The 17,500-nt window shown below is 40.3% G+C and carries 14 protein-coding genes, 1 tRNA gene, 1 rRNA gene, 1 other RNA gene, 2 pseudogenes and 1 other annotated feature (2 of these 20 cut by a window edge); of the genes and pseudogenes, 4 read left to right on the top strand and 15 right to left on the bottom strand.

The window, feature by feature from the left end:
- The 8 genes from NSQ71_RS00160 to tadA form a co-directional block, all read right to left on the bottom strand.
- Positions 1 to 667: ribosomal RNA gene (locus NSQ71_RS00160) — 16S ribosomal RNA — on the bottom strand (it extends 887 nt beyond the left edge of the window).
- Between the two features lie 218 nt (positions 668 to 885).
- The gene (locus tag NSQ71_RS00155; protein WP_063388674.1) at positions 886 to 1,152 is read right to left on the bottom strand and encodes a pro-sigmaK processing inhibitor BofA family protein; all 267 of its coding nucleotides are present in this window, start codon (positions 1,150 to 1,152) and stop codon (positions 886 to 888) included.
- Positions 1,153 to 1,267: 115 nt separating this feature from the next.
- On the bottom strand, positions 1,268 to 1,483 hold the full coding sequence (locus tag NSQ71_RS00150) for a YaaL family protein (protein WP_063388673.1): 216 nt from the start codon (positions 1,481 to 1,483) through the stop codon (positions 1,268 to 1,270).
- 22 nt (positions 1,484 to 1,505) lie between these two features.
- Positions 1,506 to 2,102, bottom strand: coding sequence for a recombination mediator RecR (gene recR, locus NSQ71_RS00145; RefSeq protein WP_063388672.1), 597 nt, complete (start codon positions 2,100 to 2,102; stop codon positions 1,506 to 1,508).
- Between the two features lie 13 nt (positions 2,103 to 2,115).
- Complete coding sequence (locus NSQ71_RS00140) at positions 2,116 to 2,439, bottom strand: YbaB/EbfC family nucleoid-associated protein (protein WP_375338795.1); 324 nt, start codon at positions 2,437 to 2,439, stop codon at positions 2,116 to 2,118.
- A gap of 30 nt (positions 2,440 to 2,469) precedes the next feature.
- Positions 2,470 to 4,152, bottom strand: coding sequence for a DNA polymerase III subunit gamma/tau (gene dnaX / locus NSQ71_RS00135; protein ID WP_339193737.1), 1,683 nt, complete (start codon positions 4,150 to 4,152; stop codon positions 2,470 to 2,472).
- 565 nt (positions 4,153 to 4,717) lie between these two features.
- An RNA gene (ffs, locus tag NSQ71_RS00130) (signal recognition particle sRNA large type) lies at positions 4,718 to 4,982 on the bottom strand.
- A gap of 100 nt (positions 4,983 to 5,082) precedes the next feature.
- Positions 5,083 to 5,571, bottom strand: a complete 489-nt coding sequence (gene tadA / locus NSQ71_RS00125) for a tRNA adenosine(34) deaminase TadA (RefSeq protein ID WP_063388670.1) — start codon at positions 5,569 to 5,571, stop codon at positions 5,083 to 5,085.
- Between the two features lie 132 nt (positions 5,572 to 5,703).
- Here tadA and NSQ71_RS00120 point away from each other — a divergent pair, with 132 nt between their 5' ends.
- On the top strand, positions 5,704 to 6,990 hold the full coding sequence (locus tag NSQ71_RS00120) for a LysM peptidoglycan-binding domain-containing protein (RefSeq protein WP_130158354.1): 1,287 nt from the start codon (positions 5,704 to 5,706) through the stop codon (positions 6,988 to 6,990).
- 245 nt (positions 6,991 to 7,235) lie between these two features.
- Here NSQ71_RS00120 and NSQ71_RS00115 read toward each other — a convergent pair.
- Positions 7,236 to 7,328, bottom strand: a tRNA-Ser gene (locus NSQ71_RS00115).
- A gap of 242 nt (positions 7,329 to 7,570) precedes the next feature.
- Here NSQ71_RS00115 and NSQ71_RS00110 point away from each other — a divergent pair.
- Both NSQ71_RS00110 and lhgO read left to right on the top strand, forming a co-directional pair.
- Positions 7,571 to 8,773: a transposase gene (locus NSQ71_RS00110; protein ID WP_340732215.1), complete on the top strand. Its 1,203-nt coding sequence runs from the start codon at positions 7,571 to 7,573 to the stop codon at positions 8,771 to 8,773.
- Between the two features lie 427 nt (positions 8,774 to 9,200).
- Positions 9,201 to 9,911 (top strand): annotated as a pseudogene (gene lhgO, locus NSQ71_RS00105) (L-2-hydroxyglutarate oxidase); the annotation flags it as partial.
- Positions 9,912 to 9,989: 78 nt separating this feature from the next.
- Here the strand turns inward: lhgO and NSQ71_RS00100 are convergent.
- Positions 9,990 to 11,600 (bottom strand): IS1634 family transposase, encoded by a 1,611-nt coding sequence (locus tag NSQ71_RS00100; RefSeq protein ID WP_340732214.1) that lies wholly within the window; start codon positions 11,598 to 11,600, stop codon positions 9,990 to 9,992.
- A gap of 159 nt (positions 11,601 to 11,759) precedes the next feature.
- On the opposite strand from NSQ71_RS00100, the pseudogene NSQ71_RS00095 reads away from it, so the two are divergent.
- Positions 11,760 to 12,254: pseudogene (locus NSQ71_RS00095) on the top strand (L-2-hydroxyglutarate oxidase); the annotation flags it as partial.
- A 74-nt stretch (positions 12,255 to 12,328) separates the two neighbouring features.
- Here the strand turns inward: NSQ71_RS00095 and serS are convergent.
- From serS to guaB, 5 genes are all read right to left on the bottom strand, one after another.
- Complete coding sequence (gene serS / locus NSQ71_RS00090) at positions 12,329 to 13,609, bottom strand: serine--tRNA ligase (protein ID WP_063388675.1); 1,281 nt, start codon at positions 13,607 to 13,609, stop codon at positions 12,329 to 12,331.
- 48 nt (positions 13,610 to 13,657) lie between these two features.
- Positions 13,658 to 13,874 (bottom strand) — a binding site (T-box leader).
- Between the two features lie 50 nt (positions 13,875 to 13,924).
- A complete protein-coding gene (gene pdxT, locus NSQ71_RS00085) occupies positions 13,925 to 14,512 on the bottom strand; it encodes a pyridoxal 5'-phosphate synthase glutaminase subunit PdxT (protein ID WP_066251693.1) in 588 nt (195 codons plus the stop codon).
- A 13-nt stretch (positions 14,513 to 14,525) separates the two neighbouring features.
- Complete coding sequence (pdxS, locus tag NSQ71_RS00080; protein WP_063388667.1) at positions 14,526 to 15,410, bottom strand: pyridoxal 5'-phosphate synthase lyase subunit PdxS; 885 nt, start codon at positions 15,408 to 15,410, stop codon at positions 14,526 to 14,528.
- 141 nt (positions 15,411 to 15,551) lie between these two features.
- Positions 15,552 to 16,910, bottom strand: coding sequence for a serine hydrolase (locus NSQ71_RS00075; protein ID WP_117017543.1), 1,359 nt, complete (start codon positions 16,908 to 16,910; stop codon positions 15,552 to 15,554).
- A gap of 159 nt (positions 16,911 to 17,069) precedes the next feature.
- Positions 17,070 to 17,500, bottom strand: partial view of an IMP dehydrogenase gene (guaB, locus tag NSQ71_RS00070; RefSeq protein ID WP_063388665.1) — the end only. The gene runs 1,036 nt beyond the window's last position; the window shows 431 of its 1,467 coding nt (coding positions 1,037-1,467); its start codon lies off the right edge, out of view; it ends in the stop codon at positions 17,070 to 17,072.

The following is a 17,500-nucleotide window of genomic DNA, read 5'->3' as shown; positions in this document are numbered from 1 at the left end:
GCACTCAAGTTCCCCAGTTTCCAATGGCCGCTCGCGGTTGAGCCGCGAGATTTCACATCAGACTTAAGGAACCGCCTGCGCGCGCTTTACGCCCAATAATTCCGGACAACGCTTGCCACCTACGTATTACCGCGGCTGCTGGCACGTAGTTAGCCGTGGCTTCCTCGTCAGGTACCGTCAAGGTACCGCCCTGTTCGAACGGCACTTGTTCTTCCCTGACAACAGAGCTTTACGATCCGAAGACCTTCTTCGCTCACGCGGCGTTGCTCCGTCAGACTTTCGTCCATTGCGGAAGATTCCCTACTGCTGCCTCCCGTAGGAGTCTGGGCCGTGTCTCAGTCCCAGTGTGGCCGGTCACCCTCTCAGGTCGGCTACGCATCGTCGCCTTGGTGAGCCGTTACCTCACCAACTAGCTAATGCGCCGCGGGCCCATCCTGCAGTGACAGCTAAAAGCCGCCTTTCAACCGAAAACCATGCGGTTTTCGGTGTTATCCGGTATTAGCTCCGGTTTCCCGAAGTTATCCCAGTCTGCAGGGCAGGTTGCCCACGTGTTACTCACCCGTCCGCCGCTAACCTAAAGGAGCAAGCTCCCTTCGGTCCGCTCGACTTGCATGTATTAGGCACGCCGCCAGCGTTCGTCCTGAGCCAGGATCAAACTCTCCAAAAAAAGTTTGTCACCAAATGCTCTTGTCAGAATCAACAGGCACGCTTTTCGTTTTGTTCAGTTTTCAAGGATCAATCAGGATTTCTATTTTATCAATCAAAAATTTATTTGTCAATGTTTTTTATTTTGTATCTTAGCGACGAATATTATTTTACCATGATTGTTTATAATGTCAACACTTTTTTTGAAAATAAAAACACCCGCCTGTATACAGGTGTTTTTCAAGGGATAATCACCATTTTAATAATTACTAAAGCAGCTAATCCGGGGAGCCCCAATAAACCAGCAATAGATGATGTAACAATATTAATGGGCACGTGCAGACCGAAACTCGTCCCAAAAGAATTAACAAAAAAAAGTAGCAAGGCCCCGATCACAATTTTTATAAAAATACTCCCTATCCATTTCACCGGTTTCAAAGAAGCACCGGCAAGAAGCAGAAGGAATAAAAGCCCTAAAATGCAAATGATCATAATATAAGGCTCCATTATATAAAACCCACCTTCCTGTTTATTTCGGCTTTACTTTAACAATATGAAAGATTTCATATTGTTTAGAACTAAGAAAACAACAAACAGGAATGTGGCTGCTTCCTTCTACCTACTATTCCATCTTGATATTTCTCTTTTTGGCTTCTTTTAAAAGAAATAAATATTTTGCTTCTGCTAATTTTAAACTGCTAAGCACCTCAGGTGAAGGATCAAAGCTTTTTTCCACTAAACGCTTTTGATACTCCCAATGTTCCTTCAGCTCAATTAAATCTTGAAGAAGCAGCTGATCGAATTCTCTTCTCAACCATTGCTTTCGCCGAATAAACATGTCTGGCAAACTCCTTTTCTCTTCAAATCTCTCGTCTTCCCTCAAGCGCTTTTGAAAGTGTGACTTCGTCCGCGTATTCTAAATCACCGCCAACAGGCAGCCCATGAGCAATTCTTGTGATTTTTATGCCTGTAGGCTTTAAAAGGCGAGAGATATACATTGCTGTCGCTTCTCCCTCAATGTTCGGATTTGTTGCTAAAATTACTTCTTGAATTTCATCATTTTGCAGACGTTTTAGCAAATCAGGGATATTAATATCTTCAGGACCAATCCCGTCCATTGGCGAAATGGCGCCATGCAGAACATGATATAGACCGTTATATTCTTTCATTTTTTCCATTGCAATGACGTCTTTCGGGTCTTGAACCACACATATTATGCTTCTGTCGCGGCGCTCATCTTTGCAAAGATAACATGGATCTTCATCTGTAATATGACCGCAAATCGAGCAATATGATAAATTTCGTTTTGCATTGACAAGCGCTTTCGCGAAATCCAATACTGTTTCTTCCTTCATATTTAAAACAAAAAAGGCCAGACGAACGGCCGTTTTCGGACCAATTCCTGGCAGCTTCATAAAGCTATCAATAAGTTTTGATATCGGTTCTGGATATTGCATCGAATAGATCCTCCTAGAACAACCCAGGCAAATTCATACCTTTAGTAAATCTTCCCATCGTTTCGCTTGTTAACTCATCCACTTTGCGAAGAGCATCGTTTGTTGCTGCCAATACCAAATCTTGAAGCATTTCAATATCTTCAGGATCTACAACATCTTCATTGATTTTCACTTCTAAAATTTCCTTATGTCCGTTTGCAACAACCGTGACCATACCGCCGCCAGCAGTTCCCTCCACTTTTTTTTCAGCAAGCTCCTCCTGAGCCTTTTGCATCTCCTTTTGCATTTTTTGCATTTGCTTCATCATTTTTTGCATATTTCCCATACCGCCACGCATCATCATATTATCTCCTCCATAAGCATTTATTTACTCTTTTATTTCAATCAGATCCGTGCCAACTAATTTTTTTGCTTCGGCAATAAGCGGATCTTCTTCTTCATGTTCCTGTTGATGTGCATCGTCTGATCGTTGATTGCGCAAATAATCCTCCCTTATTTTACCCCATTCTTTCTCCGGAACGCCAATCATCTCCATTTGACGTCCAATGAGTCCTTGTAAAATCGTTTGGAGGTTTGTTAATACATGATTTTGATTTTCCGCCACCATTTTACAATGGATTTCATATTTAAATTTTAGCACAAAAGCATATTCGCAAGCAGCAACTGGTTCACTTTCATTTAAAAGGGCTGCATGCGACACTTTATTTTGCTGCTTTAGCGTTGTTAACAGATCTCCCCATCGGCTTTTCACTAAATCCAAATCTTTTCGAGTAGCATTTCTCAAAATATCATAAATGCGGTCAACAGGCGTTTTATAACCGCTTTGAATTGTTTTTTGTACTTTTGCTTCTTGTTTAACAGGCGACTGTTCTTGAACTCCATGCTGAACTAATGAAGATATTGTGCGTTCAAGTTCCTGTATTCGATTAAGAAGTTCTTCATAATGAACTGAAGGCGGCTGCACACGCTCAGTTTGACATAATTTCACAATCGCTACTTCTACAAAAATACGGGGATGATTCGTCCATTTCATCTCCTGCTGGCTTTGGTTCAAAACTTCAATCGTCTCATAAATTTGTTCAATAGGAATTTGTTCGCACAATGAAACGAACGCATCGTCTATTGCGACTCGTTCCATTACTTCCTCTAAGTTTGGAGCCGATTTATATAATAACATGTCGCGATAGTAATAAATGAGATCTTCAATTAATTTTAAAGGATCTTTCCCTTGATCCAACCATTCGTGGATAGTTTTTAAAGCTTCCGTAACATTGTTCTCAAAAATAAATCGGACCAAATTTGCGAGCATCTTATGAGAAACCGATCCAGTTATAAATAATACATCCTCCAATGTGACTTTATCATCGCTAAAAGAGATGGCTTGGTCCAACAGACTCAGTGCATCTCGCATCCCACCATCAGCCGAGCTCGCAATAACCTTTAACGCTTCCTCTTCAACCTTGATCGATTGATTTTCCACAATTTCCTTCATGCGACGTACGATGGATTGAACAGAAATACGCCGGAAATCAAAGCGTTGACATCTCGAAATAATGGTAAGCGGAATTTTATGAGGTTCAGTTGTAGCCAAAATAAAAATCACATGTTTTGGAGGTTCTTCAAGCGTTTTTAATAAAGCATTAAATGCTCCGATTGAAAGCATATGAACTTCATCAATAATATATACTTTATATTTGACCGCCGCAGGTGCAAATTTGACTTTATCGCGAATATCGCGAATTTCATCTACTCCATTATTAGAAGCTGCATCAATTTCAATAACGTCCGAAATCGATCCTTCCGTGATTCCTTTACATGCAGGACACTCATTACAAGGCTCTGCAATTGGTGCTTGTTGGCAGTTGACAGCTTTCGCAAATATTTTTGCAGCGCTTGTTTTACCTGTTCCTCTAGGACCTGTGAAAAGATAAGCATGCGAAAATTTATTTTGTAAAAGGGCATTTTGCAATGTTTTCGTGACGTGTTCTTGTCCCACGACATCACGAAACTGCTGTGGCCTCCATGCTCGGTATAAAGCCTGATAACTCAAGTAACGCCCTCCCCTTTATACAGTAATCTTTCATTTATTATACCTGATTGTTTAAACGAATGTAAGTTTTCCATAAGAAGGATAAAAAACTTATGAAAAAAATAAAACCGATCTCTGTAAAAGCGTCTCCAGTTAAATAGACAGCACATGTAGACAGCCTGAGACCGATATTCATTAGGACTTTAAGCTGTTTCTCTTTTGAAGCCGTTGATAGTTATATTGCATAATGCATCCTTCATCTATTCGGACGTGCGGAAAAAGTATGGATGAGACTTGAAATGGGACGGCTTATTCTGTATGGTTTTAGCCGCTAAGGACACTTTTGTTTCAAGATCTTCTTGGGGAGTTTTAAAGTCTTCCTAATATTTTCTTCATTTCTTTCTGCTTAAAGTGTTTTCCCCATCATGCATCAATCCATATTTTAAACCAATGTCCTCATTACATTTTTTAAGCTTTACATCATACGCTGTTCATATTTCTCTCATCGAAAAAATCCCCTTATAGTTGACAGACTTTTCTTTTTCTGCCTACTATAAGGGGATCTTATTGTTTGATATGATAACTGCCGTGCACCTTCTGTCGATTAGCAACCCTAGGCGTTACTCAAGCAGTTAGCTCAGTTCAGGCAACCCTGCGGCACATGAGAGCTTCCACTTAATGCTGCTTCCTTCCGGACCTGACATGGTTCATGGATTCTCATTGCACAGGACCCAAACGTCAACACCACTTACTTGAGGCAGACCCTAAAATATACTAACCTCGAGAAGGAATTCGGCCTCGCTAGAGCGGATTGCGAGTACAGGGCACCGCTACCTCCCCGCTTAGCACGGCAAAGTTTAAACCGATTTTCACTTTGCGCCGTTTAAGGACGCAAATTTAGTATATATGTTTTTTCGAGAAAATGCAACGCTTCCCAATATGTTAAAAAATTCAATTGTTTTTATTTTTCATTTTCAACCGTTTTTTCTCTTCCCGCAACTTTTGAAAAAAACAGGTTAACATTTCACTGCATTGCTCCTGCTTCACGCCTGAAATTACTTCTGTTTGATGATTGAAACGAGGTTCATTTAATAAATTCATTAACGTTCCTGCACAACCAGCCTTCGGATCGAAAGCGCCGAAAACTACACGTTCAATTCTTGACATTACAATCGCTCCTGCACACATTGGACATGGCTCAAGCGTCACATATAGCGTCGAGTTCTCGAGTCTCCACGTTCGAAGCTTCCTGCACGCCTCATCAATTGCCAATATTTCCGCATGAGCGATTGACCTCTGCTCGGTTTCCCTCAAATTATGAGCTTTTGCAACCACTACATCATCTACAACAAGCACAGCACCAATCGGAACCTCGCCAATCTTTTCCGCCTTCTTCGCCTCTTCAATTGCTAAAGTCATATAATATTCGTCTTTAGTCATTTTTTGCTCCTCATCCTATCGATATAATTTCATCTTAAAAAAAGTGCGGGTTCCTTTCAACCTTTTCCAAAAGCATGTTTTCTGCGATGAAAACATAAAATTTACAAACAGTTTTTACAGGAGGTCATGATTTTGCTAATTCATGTTGTTCAATCTGGGCAAACGCTTTATTCCATTGCACAAACATATGGAACATCTATAACAGCCATCGTTGAAGCAAATGAAATTCCTAATCCTGATCAGCTTGTTGTAGGTCAAGCAATTGTTATTCCAATCATCGGACAATTTTACACCGTTCAACGGGGAGACAGCCTTTGGAGCATTTCAAGAAAATTTGGTACGTCTGTATTTGAGCTTGCAGCAGTAAATGGACTGAATATAAATCAATTATTGCCTATTGGCCTTCGATTATATATCCCAGAACGGCCTAAACGGCAAGCAGAATTTAATGTATATTTAGAACCGCTTGGTGCTCAAGTCAGCCAAAATCTCGAAGACAGCGCAAGAGAGACTGCCCCTTATTTAACCTACCTTACCCATTTTAGCTTTCAAGCACAACGTGACGGTTCTTTAAAAGAGCCACCGATTGGGAACTTGCAAACTATTGCTAATGAACAAAATTTAGTGTTTTCAATGGCTGTCACAAATTTGGAGAACAATCAATTTAGTGCAGAGTTAGGGCATATATTGCTGACAGACGATGATGTACAAACTAAATTTTTAAATAATATTATTGCCACAGCAAAAAAATATCAGTTTCGAGATATTCACTTTGATTTTGAATATTTGTTTCCTGCCGACCGGGAAGCCTATAATCAATTTTTGCGAAGGGCGAGAGACAGGATTCACAGTGAAGGGTGGTTCATTTCCTCTGCATTAGCCCCCAAAACAAGCGCAGAGCAAAAAGGACAATGGTACGAGGCCCACGACTATAAAGCACATGGAGAAATTGTGGATTGGGTCGTCATTATGACATATGAATGGGGGTACAGCGGCGGACCGCCAATGGCTGTTTCTCCTATCGGCCCAGTCCGTGATGTACTCGAATATGCCGTTACGGAGATTCCTCCACAGAAAATTATGATGGGACAAAATTTATACGGTTATGACTGGACTCTTCCCTTTGTGCAAGGCGGGCCTTACGCAAAAGCGATAAGTCCGCAGCAGGCGATTCAGCTTGCATCAAAATACAATGCAGAAATCAAATTTGATGAAGAAGCCCAAGCCCCTACTTTTCGATATACGGATGAAAACCAAAAGGTTCATGAAGTTTGGTTTGAAGATGCCCGTTCCATACAAGCCAAATTCGATCTTGTAAAAGAGCTGCATTTGCGAGGTGTCAGCTATTGGAAACTAGGAATTTCGTTTCCGCAAAATTGGCTGTTGATTATCGATAATTTTCAAGTCGTAAAAAAATAAATACTTCTTTATAAACAACTATTGATCAAATGATCTTAAATATGAGGAATTTCTGTTTTGTTTTTCAAAAAAATAAAAGAGGCGCCTAATAAGTTGCTTTTCAGCTTATAGACGCCCCTTTAACGTTTATATCGATGATTTTTGTTTTCCATGAGGATTAGCCATTTTGTTTTAAAAAATAAAAAATTCGTTACAGCCCGTAACGAATTTAGCCAATCTCCAATTTATGCGCACTCGGTAAATAATGGCGGAGGAGGAGGGATTCGAACCCCCGCGCGGTTTGACCCGCCTCTCGGTTTTCAAGACCGACCCCTTCAGCCAGACTTGGGTACTCCTCCATATGACATGGACTAATATAGCACAGTATAAAATGTATGTCAATAAACTCATAAAAGTTATCAAATAATTTTTTTCCTTAAACGCTTCTTTACAAAGAAGCTTATTTTTTTAAATGAGCATTTTGCATATTTTTTGACCCAAGAGCCATAAGGATTTCAAAGACATAAAAAAGGACTTCACCCCTAAAATGTAGAATTTTTGAAGTGATGAAACCACAAAAATTCAAAAGGAGGAAGTCACTTTGTATATTCTACAAGAAAGCCTATTTTCCTTTGAAGAACTGCAAAAATTAGAGTCAAAAGAGAAATTACCTATCTTTTTTAGCTCGCTTGATTTACGCCCTTATGCTAAACAGTTGAGAAGTTCTTCACCCCAAGGGGCTGACGGTCATTCCAGAGAAGGGATTCTAAGGGCTCTCATCGCTGCCCCACTCGAAGGCATCGACACCTTTACCGCCCTTCATCATCGATTGGATAAAGACCTTCGTTTCCGTTATCAATGCGGTTTATCGATTGATCGCCCCGCACCGTCTATCTCCACTCTCAGCCGGGTTTTTGCGGCACTTACCAAAAAAAAGCTGGCTGAAAAGATCTTCCTTGACTTGGTACAGTTAGCTCAGGAGGAAGGAATAATTGACGGCAGCCACCAGGCCATCGACAGTGCCGCCATTGATGCCTATGAAAAGAAACAGCCCAAAAAGCGTAGTGAACAAACGGGTAATGCCAATTGGGGCGCAAAATATGATTCCTTCGGCAATAAAATTACCTGGTTTGGCTATAAGATGCATCTTTCAGTCGATACCGCAAGCGAACTGCCAATAGCCATAAAAGTAACCCCTGCCCATGTGAACGATGGAGAAGTCGCACCAGAATTAATAGAGCAAGTGGCAGAGCGTACCAAATCCAAAATTGAATTTCTGATCATGGATGGCGGATATGACCAACTAAAAAACTATGAATCAGCCAAAAACATTGGAGCGCAAGCCATTATCCCGCTCAATTTGCGCAACGAAAAAGAGCCTCCTGAAGGGATTTCTTCCAATGGAACTCCGCGTTGTTCCATGGGTTATGAAATGACTTATTGGGGAGCTGATAAGGACCAGCTCAAGTTCAGATGTCCTCACGCAACCGGCAAAGTGGATTGCCCATTAGGAATGGCAGCCTGTTCATCTTCCAACTATGGAATGGTGGTAAAAGTCGACATCAAAAAGGATGTGCGCCGATATTCCAATCCGCACCGTGATACAAAACGTTGGAAAGAGCTTTACAACGAGAGGACAAGTGTAGAACGCTGTAATTCAAGAATGAAAAGCTACCTTACGGCGAACTCCCTACATGTATGGGGAATTGAAAAAGTAAAGACCCATATTTACCTGAACGCTATTGTATTACTTGTTTCAGCGCTAGCGATGGCAAAGGAAAATAAAGGGAAGAAAGCCGCTTAAAAAAATTCAATGTGAAAAATTCTGTAGGTATGCCCGAAAACAAGATTATTGTAATATTTTGTAAAATAACATGCTGGTAGCTATTTGCCGAGTGCTTTATTTTTTATACTTTTATCCAAAAAATCTAATTTTGCAAAATGCTCAAATAGAAAAAATTAAAAAATTCGAAAAAAATCGATTGTATTTCATTCATCATGTTATAAACTTGTATTGCAAGTTAATTTAAAGCGCTCACAAATGGACACTAGTTTTTTCGGGACATGAACAAATGCATCTTTTCCCCGCAATCGGCTGCTATCTTTGCATTGATTTGCCGCGCTTTTAAAACAGCATGTATAAAAACAACTGAAGCCTAGTGCAAAACGTAAATCCCTTAAAAAATGAGAGTGAGAAGCTTGCGGATGACTAGAGGAGGACGGAGAAAAATATGTATGATTATGTAATTGTCGGTGGAGGAATAGTCGGCTTATCCACTGCATTGGCAATATATGAACAACACCCAAACGCAAAAGTGGCAATAATCGAAAAAGAAAATAAAGTTGCCTCCCATCAAACGGGTCATAACAGCGGGGTGATCCATTCCGGTATATATTACAAGCCCGGGAGCTATAAGGCGCAGCTTGCAAAAAAAGGTAATCAGGCAATGATCATGTTTTGCCAAAAATACGATATCCCTTATGAAGTCTGTGGCAAAGTAATCGTTGCCAGCAATGAACATGAGCGGGAGGAGCTTGAGAAGCTGTTCCAACGCGGATTAAAAAACGGCCTCAATATCCGGAAAATTTCAAAGGAGGAGCTTCATGAATTTGAACCTTATGTGAATGGAATAGAAGCCATTCATGTTCCATCAACAGGTATTGTAAATTTCCGTCTTGTTAGTGAACGGATGGCAGATTTAATCCTCGAAAAGGGCGGGGAGATCTTTTTAAACGAAAAAGTAGAAGTGATTCATGAAAAAAAACAAGAAGTTATCGTTGAAACAGCAAACAAAACCTTTCAAAGCCGATTTTTTATAAATTGTGCAGGACTTAACAGCGATCGTATTGCTAAAATAGCAAATCTGTATACGGATGTGAAAATTGTTCCATTCCGTGGAGAATATTATATGTTAAATCCGCAAAAATCATATTTACTCAAGTTTGACAGAGTACACTAAAGAAAAGCCCGAAAATACTGGTGTTTTGGACTTTACCCACAACACGTACCACTACACTTGTTAGTGGCACGTGTTTTTTTCTAATACTCTAGGAGGCGCTTGTGTGACAAGTGCTTCAAATGCTAGATTTGCTTGACCTTGTAATTCTGTACGAACGATTTGCTCTTCACCATTCACGCGTATTTTCGAGGCCTTCACCTGGCTTACATCATGCAAAATATCCTTTACACTTGTTTGGCATCCTATTTCTTTTAGCTTATAGGCCAAAAAGGATTCCATGACAAGCGCAAGGAAACAAACCATGATATGGCCTCGAATACGAGATTCCACTCGATGGTACATCGGGCGAAGTTCTAGATTCGACTTCAGGTTACGAAAGGCTTGTTCCACTCTCCACAATTCTTTATAGGCAAGTGCTGCCTCTTCATCCGTTAATGACGAGTTGGTCCGAATGGCGTACTTTCCGTCAAACTTTTCGTCATTGGATACCTTCTCTTCATCAATTTTGGCCGATGCTTTTTCTATCGTTAAAAACTTGGAATACGCACGGTTTTTGACGAGTCCAGATGGACCGAGTTCATCAAGCTTCGATTGAAGGTTTTCTAACACGACTTGACGACTCGCTCGATCACGTTCTTCAGCGTCCGGATTGTAACAGAGTACATACGTTTCGCCATCGATTTTCTTTGACTTCACTTTTAGATTCGGGAGAACCTTCTTATATGGCCCACGGATGGATAATAGCTCTTGGGCTTTCTTCGACTTTCGTAATTTGACACCCACAATATATTCCATGCCCAGTTCACGAATTTGATCTAAGTTGGCTTCACTAACCATTCCGCGGTCTCCCACTAGAATGACTTTCTGAATAGGATAGCGCTTCTTCAGGTCTCCAACCACCATGCCAAATGTCTTCGTATCATGCATGTTTCCAGGGAAGACTTGATGCCCAATCGGAATCCCTGTTTTGGTCATTAATAAGCCAATCACGACTTGTTTTCGATCTCCACGATGATCTTTGGAGTAACCATAGTGAGCCAGCAGTTCGTCTGCTTCCTCTCCTTCGAAATAGGTGCTTGTCGTGTCGTAAAACACGATATCTACTTCTAATGAGGTTAAATCGGTTAAATGTCCATAAAGTTGTTCCTCAATTTTTTCTTTTTGTTCACTTAAGAAATCTAATGCACGATAGTAGTGATGGAGTTGAATGTCTGAAAGACCTTCTGCATAAATCGTGTCGATCCATTGTTTGAAGATATAATGCTTACTATTGGGATCCATGAGACGGTTTAACACCATAGCAAAAATGGCTTCGTCATACTGAGAAGCAGCCTCGGAATCATCCATGATTTTACGTAATAGCCGACCAAGCCCTAACTTTTCCCATACCTTTCGGAACAGATAAACCGGCCCAAACTCTTTTGTCCAAAGCACGGAGACAGAAGAGGAAGAGCCTTGCCCGTGAATTCGGTCAAAGTAACGCTCTGAAAATTTGGCTAATCCCTCGATTATGTTATCGACAGAGCCATTCTCTAATAAATGTTCTAACCTCCCTAGATTACAAAGCGTTTGTTGCCGAACTTTATTGTCTACACGAAATGTACGACATATTTGTAGATATTGACGAACAGAACCATTTTTATTTTTTTGCTTATTAATTCGAATATACATAGCACTAATAGTATAACATATATTACATATTATTGGATATACAAAAGTTATCCACATAACACTACATAATGATTATATTTTCGATAAAAAAAGTGGATAACTATTGGTATAATCACCTTTAGTTATCCACATGTAGTGAAATGGTGTCAAACTTGAGATTTAGTTAAAAACTTAATCTATCCTGTACCAAATCCTAATTTTCCATTTTTAGGCGTTCACTTTACTAGAATGATTGACGGATCTATAGATATAGGTCCAAATGCTGTTTTAAGCTTGAAAAGAGAAGGGTATAAAAAAAGCGACGCAAATATGAAAGATTTGTTTGAAGTATTAACGTTCCCCGGTTTTTGGAAATTAGCAGGTCAATATATGAAAGAAGGACTCGAAGAAATGATTCGATCGATGTCAAAGAAAAAGTTTGTCGAAAATGTTCAAAAACTCATGCCCGATATTACAGAAGAAGATTTGCTGCCTGGACCATCTGGTGTCCGAGCTCAAGCTTTAAGTAAAGACGGGGCTTTAATCGATGATTTTTATATTGTACCAACGAAACGGTCCATTCATGTGCTGAACGCTCCATCTCCTGCAGCGACAGCATCCATTGAAATAGGAAGAACAATTGCCAAACAAATGATACAACGGCAGCCTATATAAAATACATTTGTACATAAAAGGGGGATATGGAAGAACCCCTCCTACCCCCTTTCATTTTTTCTATTCAGTAAGAATTACTTTTTACTAATTACTGTTTTATTTCCCATATATGGACGCAGCACTTCCGGAATGACGACAGATCCGTCTTCTTGCTGGTAATTTTCCAAAATGGCTGCTACTGTACGACCTATTGCAAGCCCAGAACCATTTAACGTATGCACATGCTCAGGCTTTGCTTTCGGATCCCGTCGGAACCGTATATTCGCCCGGCGAGCCTGAAACGCTTCAAAGTTGCTGCAAGAAGAAATTTCACGATATGTTTGATAGCTTGGAAGCCATACTTCAAGATCATATTTTTTTGCTGCCGTAAAGCCTAAATCAGCTGTACACATGCTCATAACTCGATATGGAAGTCCTAACAGCTTCAATACGTTTTCAGCATGACTTGTTAATTTTTCTAATTCCTCATAAGAATCTTCAGGCTTTACAATTTTCACAAGCTCCACTTTGTTAAATTGATGCTGGCGAATAAGGCCGCGCGTATCTCTTCCGGCCGCCCCTGCCTCAGAACGGAAGCAAGCGCTGTACGCTACATAATTGATTGGAAGCTGCTTCTCCTGTAAAATTTCATCACGGTGCAAATTTGTGACAGGAACTTCCGCTGTTGGTATTAAGAAATAATCCTCACCTTGAATTTTAAAAGCGTCTTCCTCAAACTTCGGAAGCTGTCCTGTTCCGATCATGCTTGTACGGTTCACTATATACGGAGGCAAAACTTCCTCATAGCCATGTTCTTCAACGTGCAAATCTATCATAAAACTGATAAGCGCCCTTTCTAATCTTGCGCCCAAACCTTTATAAAATACAAAGCGGCTGCCGGTCACCTTGCCGGCTCTTTCAAAATCGAGAATTCCTAATTGGTCGGCAATTTCCCAATGAGGTTTTGGTTCAAAACGAAAGGTCGGGATTTCTCCCCATTTGCGGACTTCTACATTATCTTCCTCTGAATCGCCGACTGGAACGCTCTCATGTGGAATGTTTGGAATCGACAAAATCAAGGTTTCTAACTTTTCTTCAATCTCTTTTAATTCCTCATCAAGTGTTTTGATGCGTTCTCCTACTTGACGCATTTCTTGAATTAAATGATCTGTGTCTTTCTTTTCTCTTTTCAATTCGGCGATTTTAGAAGATACTTCATTTCTTTTGCTTTTTAATTCTTCCGTCGTAACAATTAGTTCACGACGCTTTTTATCCAAGTCAACAAATTGATCAAAATCAGTTAAATCCTCTCCACGGTGTTCAAGCTTCTTTTTTATTTCTTCAAAATTTGACCGTAAAAATTTCATATCAAGCATCATGGACACTCCTTTCGCTTTTATATTCAAAATAAAAACTCCCGTCCAAAAAGGGACGAGAGTATACCCGCGTTGCCACCCTGCTTGAAGGCATCAGCCTTCCACTTACAAAGGTAACGGTTTTTGCCGTAAATGCTTACTAACAAAAACTTGCATTCAGCATTTCACTCAAGGACGGATTCACAAGCGTTTTTCACTGGTTTCCACCAACCACCAGCTCTCTTAAGAAAAACAACTTGCTACTAGTTCCTCTCATTGCTTTAGATCTATTTATATTCATAAATTTACTATAAGTTTAGGGTTTGTTCAACTTTTTTATGCATGAACTTTCTCGTTTGATTCCTTCACCATATTTAAAAAATATTGCACAAATCGATGATCATCCGTCAATTCCGGATGGAATGAACATCCAAGAATGTGGCCTTGTCGAACAGCAACAATTCGATCCTCATGTTTTGCTAAAATTTCAACATTTTCTCCTGCTTCTACAATATGCGGAGCGCGAATAAACACACCTATAAAATCGTCCCCAACTCCTGCAATGGTTAATTCCGCTTCAAAACTTTCACGCTGGCGGCCGAAAGAATTCCGTTCAACGACCACATCCAATACACCAAGGTGCGGCTCATCTTGTCCAACAATTTGCTTCGCCAGCAAAATAAGACCAGCACATGTACCGAAAACAGGTTTTCCTCCCTTTATAAATTCTTTCAAAGGGTCCATCAACCCATACTTTTCAATCAATCTTCTCATTGTCGTGCTTTCGCCGCCTGGTAAAATAAGTCCATCGATATTTTGCAATTGTTCGGATTTTTTAATTTTTACGCCTTCTGCACCACAAGCTTCGATTGACTGAATATGCTCCCTCACAGCACCTTGGAGTGCCAAAACTCCTACTTTCATTTTGTATTCTCCTTTACCAACCACGTTCTTGCATACGATGTTCCGGAAGCAATGAAGAAATATCGATCCCTTTCATCGCAGTTCCAAGATCTTTCGATAAATGAGCGATTAATTCATAATCCTCATAGTGTGTGGTCGCTTCCACAATTGCCCGGGCATACTTTCCTGGATTTTCAGATTTAAAAATACCTGAGCCGACAAACACACCATCTGCACCAAGCTGCATCATCAACGCTGCGTCAGCAGGTGTTGCAACGCCGCCAGCAGCAAAATTCACGACAGGGAGTCGTCCTTCCTTTTTAATTTGTAGCAGCACTTCATACGGGGCTCCTAAATTTTTTGCTTCCGTCATTAGCTCATCTTCGCTCATACCGACAATTTTCCGAACCTGTGCATTCACTTTCCGCATGTGACGAACTGCTTCTACAATGTTGCCAGTTCCCGGTTCGCCCTTCGTTCTGAGCATGGAAGCACCTTCTCCAATTCGGCGAGCTGCTTCTCCTAAATCACGGCAGCCACAAACAAATGGAACCGTAAATTCCCGCTTATTTATATGAAACTCTTCATCAGCCGGTGTCAACACTTCACTTTCATCAATATAATCAACACCGAGCGCTTCTAATACTCGAGCTTCTACAATATGTCCAATACGGCATTTTGCCATTACTGGAATCGTAACCGCGTTCATGACCTCTTCAATAATCGTCGGATCAGCCATGCGGGCAACCCCGCCTGCCGCACGAATGTCAGCAGGAACTCTTTCCAGCGCCATGACGGCAACCGCACCTGCTTCTTCAGCAATTTTGGCCTGTTCTGCATTGACCACATCCATGATGACGCCGCCTTTTTGCATTTCGGCCATTCCCCTTTTTACTCGATCAGTACCTGTAATTGCCATTTCTATAGTTCCTCCTTAATGATACATTCAAATGCATACGTCTATTTTATCCTAATTTTTATAAAATTCCTATCAAATTTCAAGGATTTCTTTTATTTTAAATATAGTAAAAACCCCCAACAAAATGTTAGGAGTTATGCATTAAAACCAGCTTTTTACCATGTTTGCTGCTCCGTTCCATACATCACCAAAAAAACTACCAATGCCTCTCATTGATAATACAAACCAGTTAGCTTTTTCGACTTTTGTTTTTGTCACTACATCAACTTTCGCTTCGGATTCACCTGTTACAAATCCGTAATCCTGGCTGTTCCCTTTATATTCTACGGACATATACCCGACCTTGGCGCCCTTTTTAATTGGTGCAGTCAGCTCTCCGTTCGCAGTTAAAAGCTTTTTATCTAAAACATATTTCGGCTCATACTGGTCTTTTTCCCCACGTTTAATAGGGAGCTTTAAAGAATCTTTTGTTTCTATTTCTACTTTTTTCTCTTTTCCTTTTACAACAGATACAGTTGATTTATTTTTTATTTGATATTGCGCAGGAAATAATTCCTCAATGGAAAAATTGCTGAAAACATAGTCCATTAGTTTTCTAGTTTCACTAAAACGATGTACGTAATTGTTGCTCCCTTTACCTTTCGCATTCATAACAACTGTGATGATTCGCATTCCGTTCCGTTCGGCTGTTCCCGTAAAGCAGGAGCCCGCAAAATCGGTATATCCTGTTTTTAACCCGTCTACACCTTCTGTACCATAAACTAATCCAGGCAGCATCCAGTTCCAGTTTTCCATTTTAATCTCATCATCCGTACCTTCTCGAAAAGCTTTTCTCGTAATTTTGGCCGTTTCTAAAATCTCAGGATACTCCTTTAAAAGATGGTACGCAAGGCTGGCAACGTCTCTCGCAGACATTACATTTTCTTCTTCCTCACCTGTTCCTTCCGGATGCATCCCCATTAAGTCTCTATTGTTTAAACCTGTCGCATTTACAAACTTCGTATGCTTCAAGCCTAGTTCTTTCGCTTTTTCATTCATCATTTTCACAAAATTTGTTTCCGATCCACCGATCACTTCTGCCACTGCAATCGCCGCACCATTTGCAGAATAAATGGCCATTGCTTCATATAACTCTTTTATTGTATAACTTCCATCTTTTCTTAAAGGGACATTGGATAAACTGCGATTTTGGGAAATTTTGTAAACATAATCACTTGGACGATATGTTTGATCCCAAGAAACTTTCTTTTCATGGATCGCTTCCAGCAGCAAGTATTCAGTCATCATTTTTGTCATACTTGCAACTCCAAGAGTTTTATCAATATTTTTTCCGTACACAATTTTCCCTGTAGAGGCTTCAACGGCAATGGCTGCAGAGGCATTGATGCCCAATGGGTCATTTTCTTCAGCATTTATTTTGGGAGACAAAGGGGAAAATGCCGTCATCAATAAAAACGTGATGACGAGAGCCGAGATGAATTTTTTCGTGAAGTGCACCATGATTACCTCCATTTATTTGAAAATATCTATTTTAAAAAATAATTAATAGTTAACACAACAAAATTGATTTTAACATACATCTTATAAAAAAAATAGACAGAGTCTCTACTCTGTCTAAAAGTCGTAATTTTTTAAATAAGACTATTGAACTGTCAGTTGTTAAGAAATGGAATAATTAGGAGCCTCTTTTGTAATTTGAACATCATGCGGATGGCTTTCTCTTAATCCTGCACCAGTCATCCGGATAAATTGTGAATGCTCACGGAGCTCATATAAATTTTTTGCTCCGCAATATCCCATACCTGATCTCACACCGCCGACAAGTTGGTAAATTGTCTCTGCCAACGGTCCTTTATATGGGATGCGGCCTTCAATTCCTTCTGGAACAAATTTTTTGTTGTCTTCTTGGAAATAACGGTCTTTGCTACCTTTTTCCATCGCTGCAACTGAACCCATGCCGCGATATACTTTAAATCGACGCCCTTGGTAAATTTCTGTTTCTCCCGGGCTTTCAGATGTACCTGCAAGCAAACTTCCTAACATGACGGCATGTCCACCTGCAGCCAATGCTTTTACAATATCTCCTGAAT

Source organism: Aeribacillus sp. FSL M8-0235 (assembly GCF_038000355.1).
Lineage (GTDB): Bacteria > Bacillota > Bacilli > Bacillales > Aeribacillaceae > Aeribacillus > Aeribacillus composti.
This window is presented reverse-complemented; position numbering and strand designations above follow the sequence as displayed.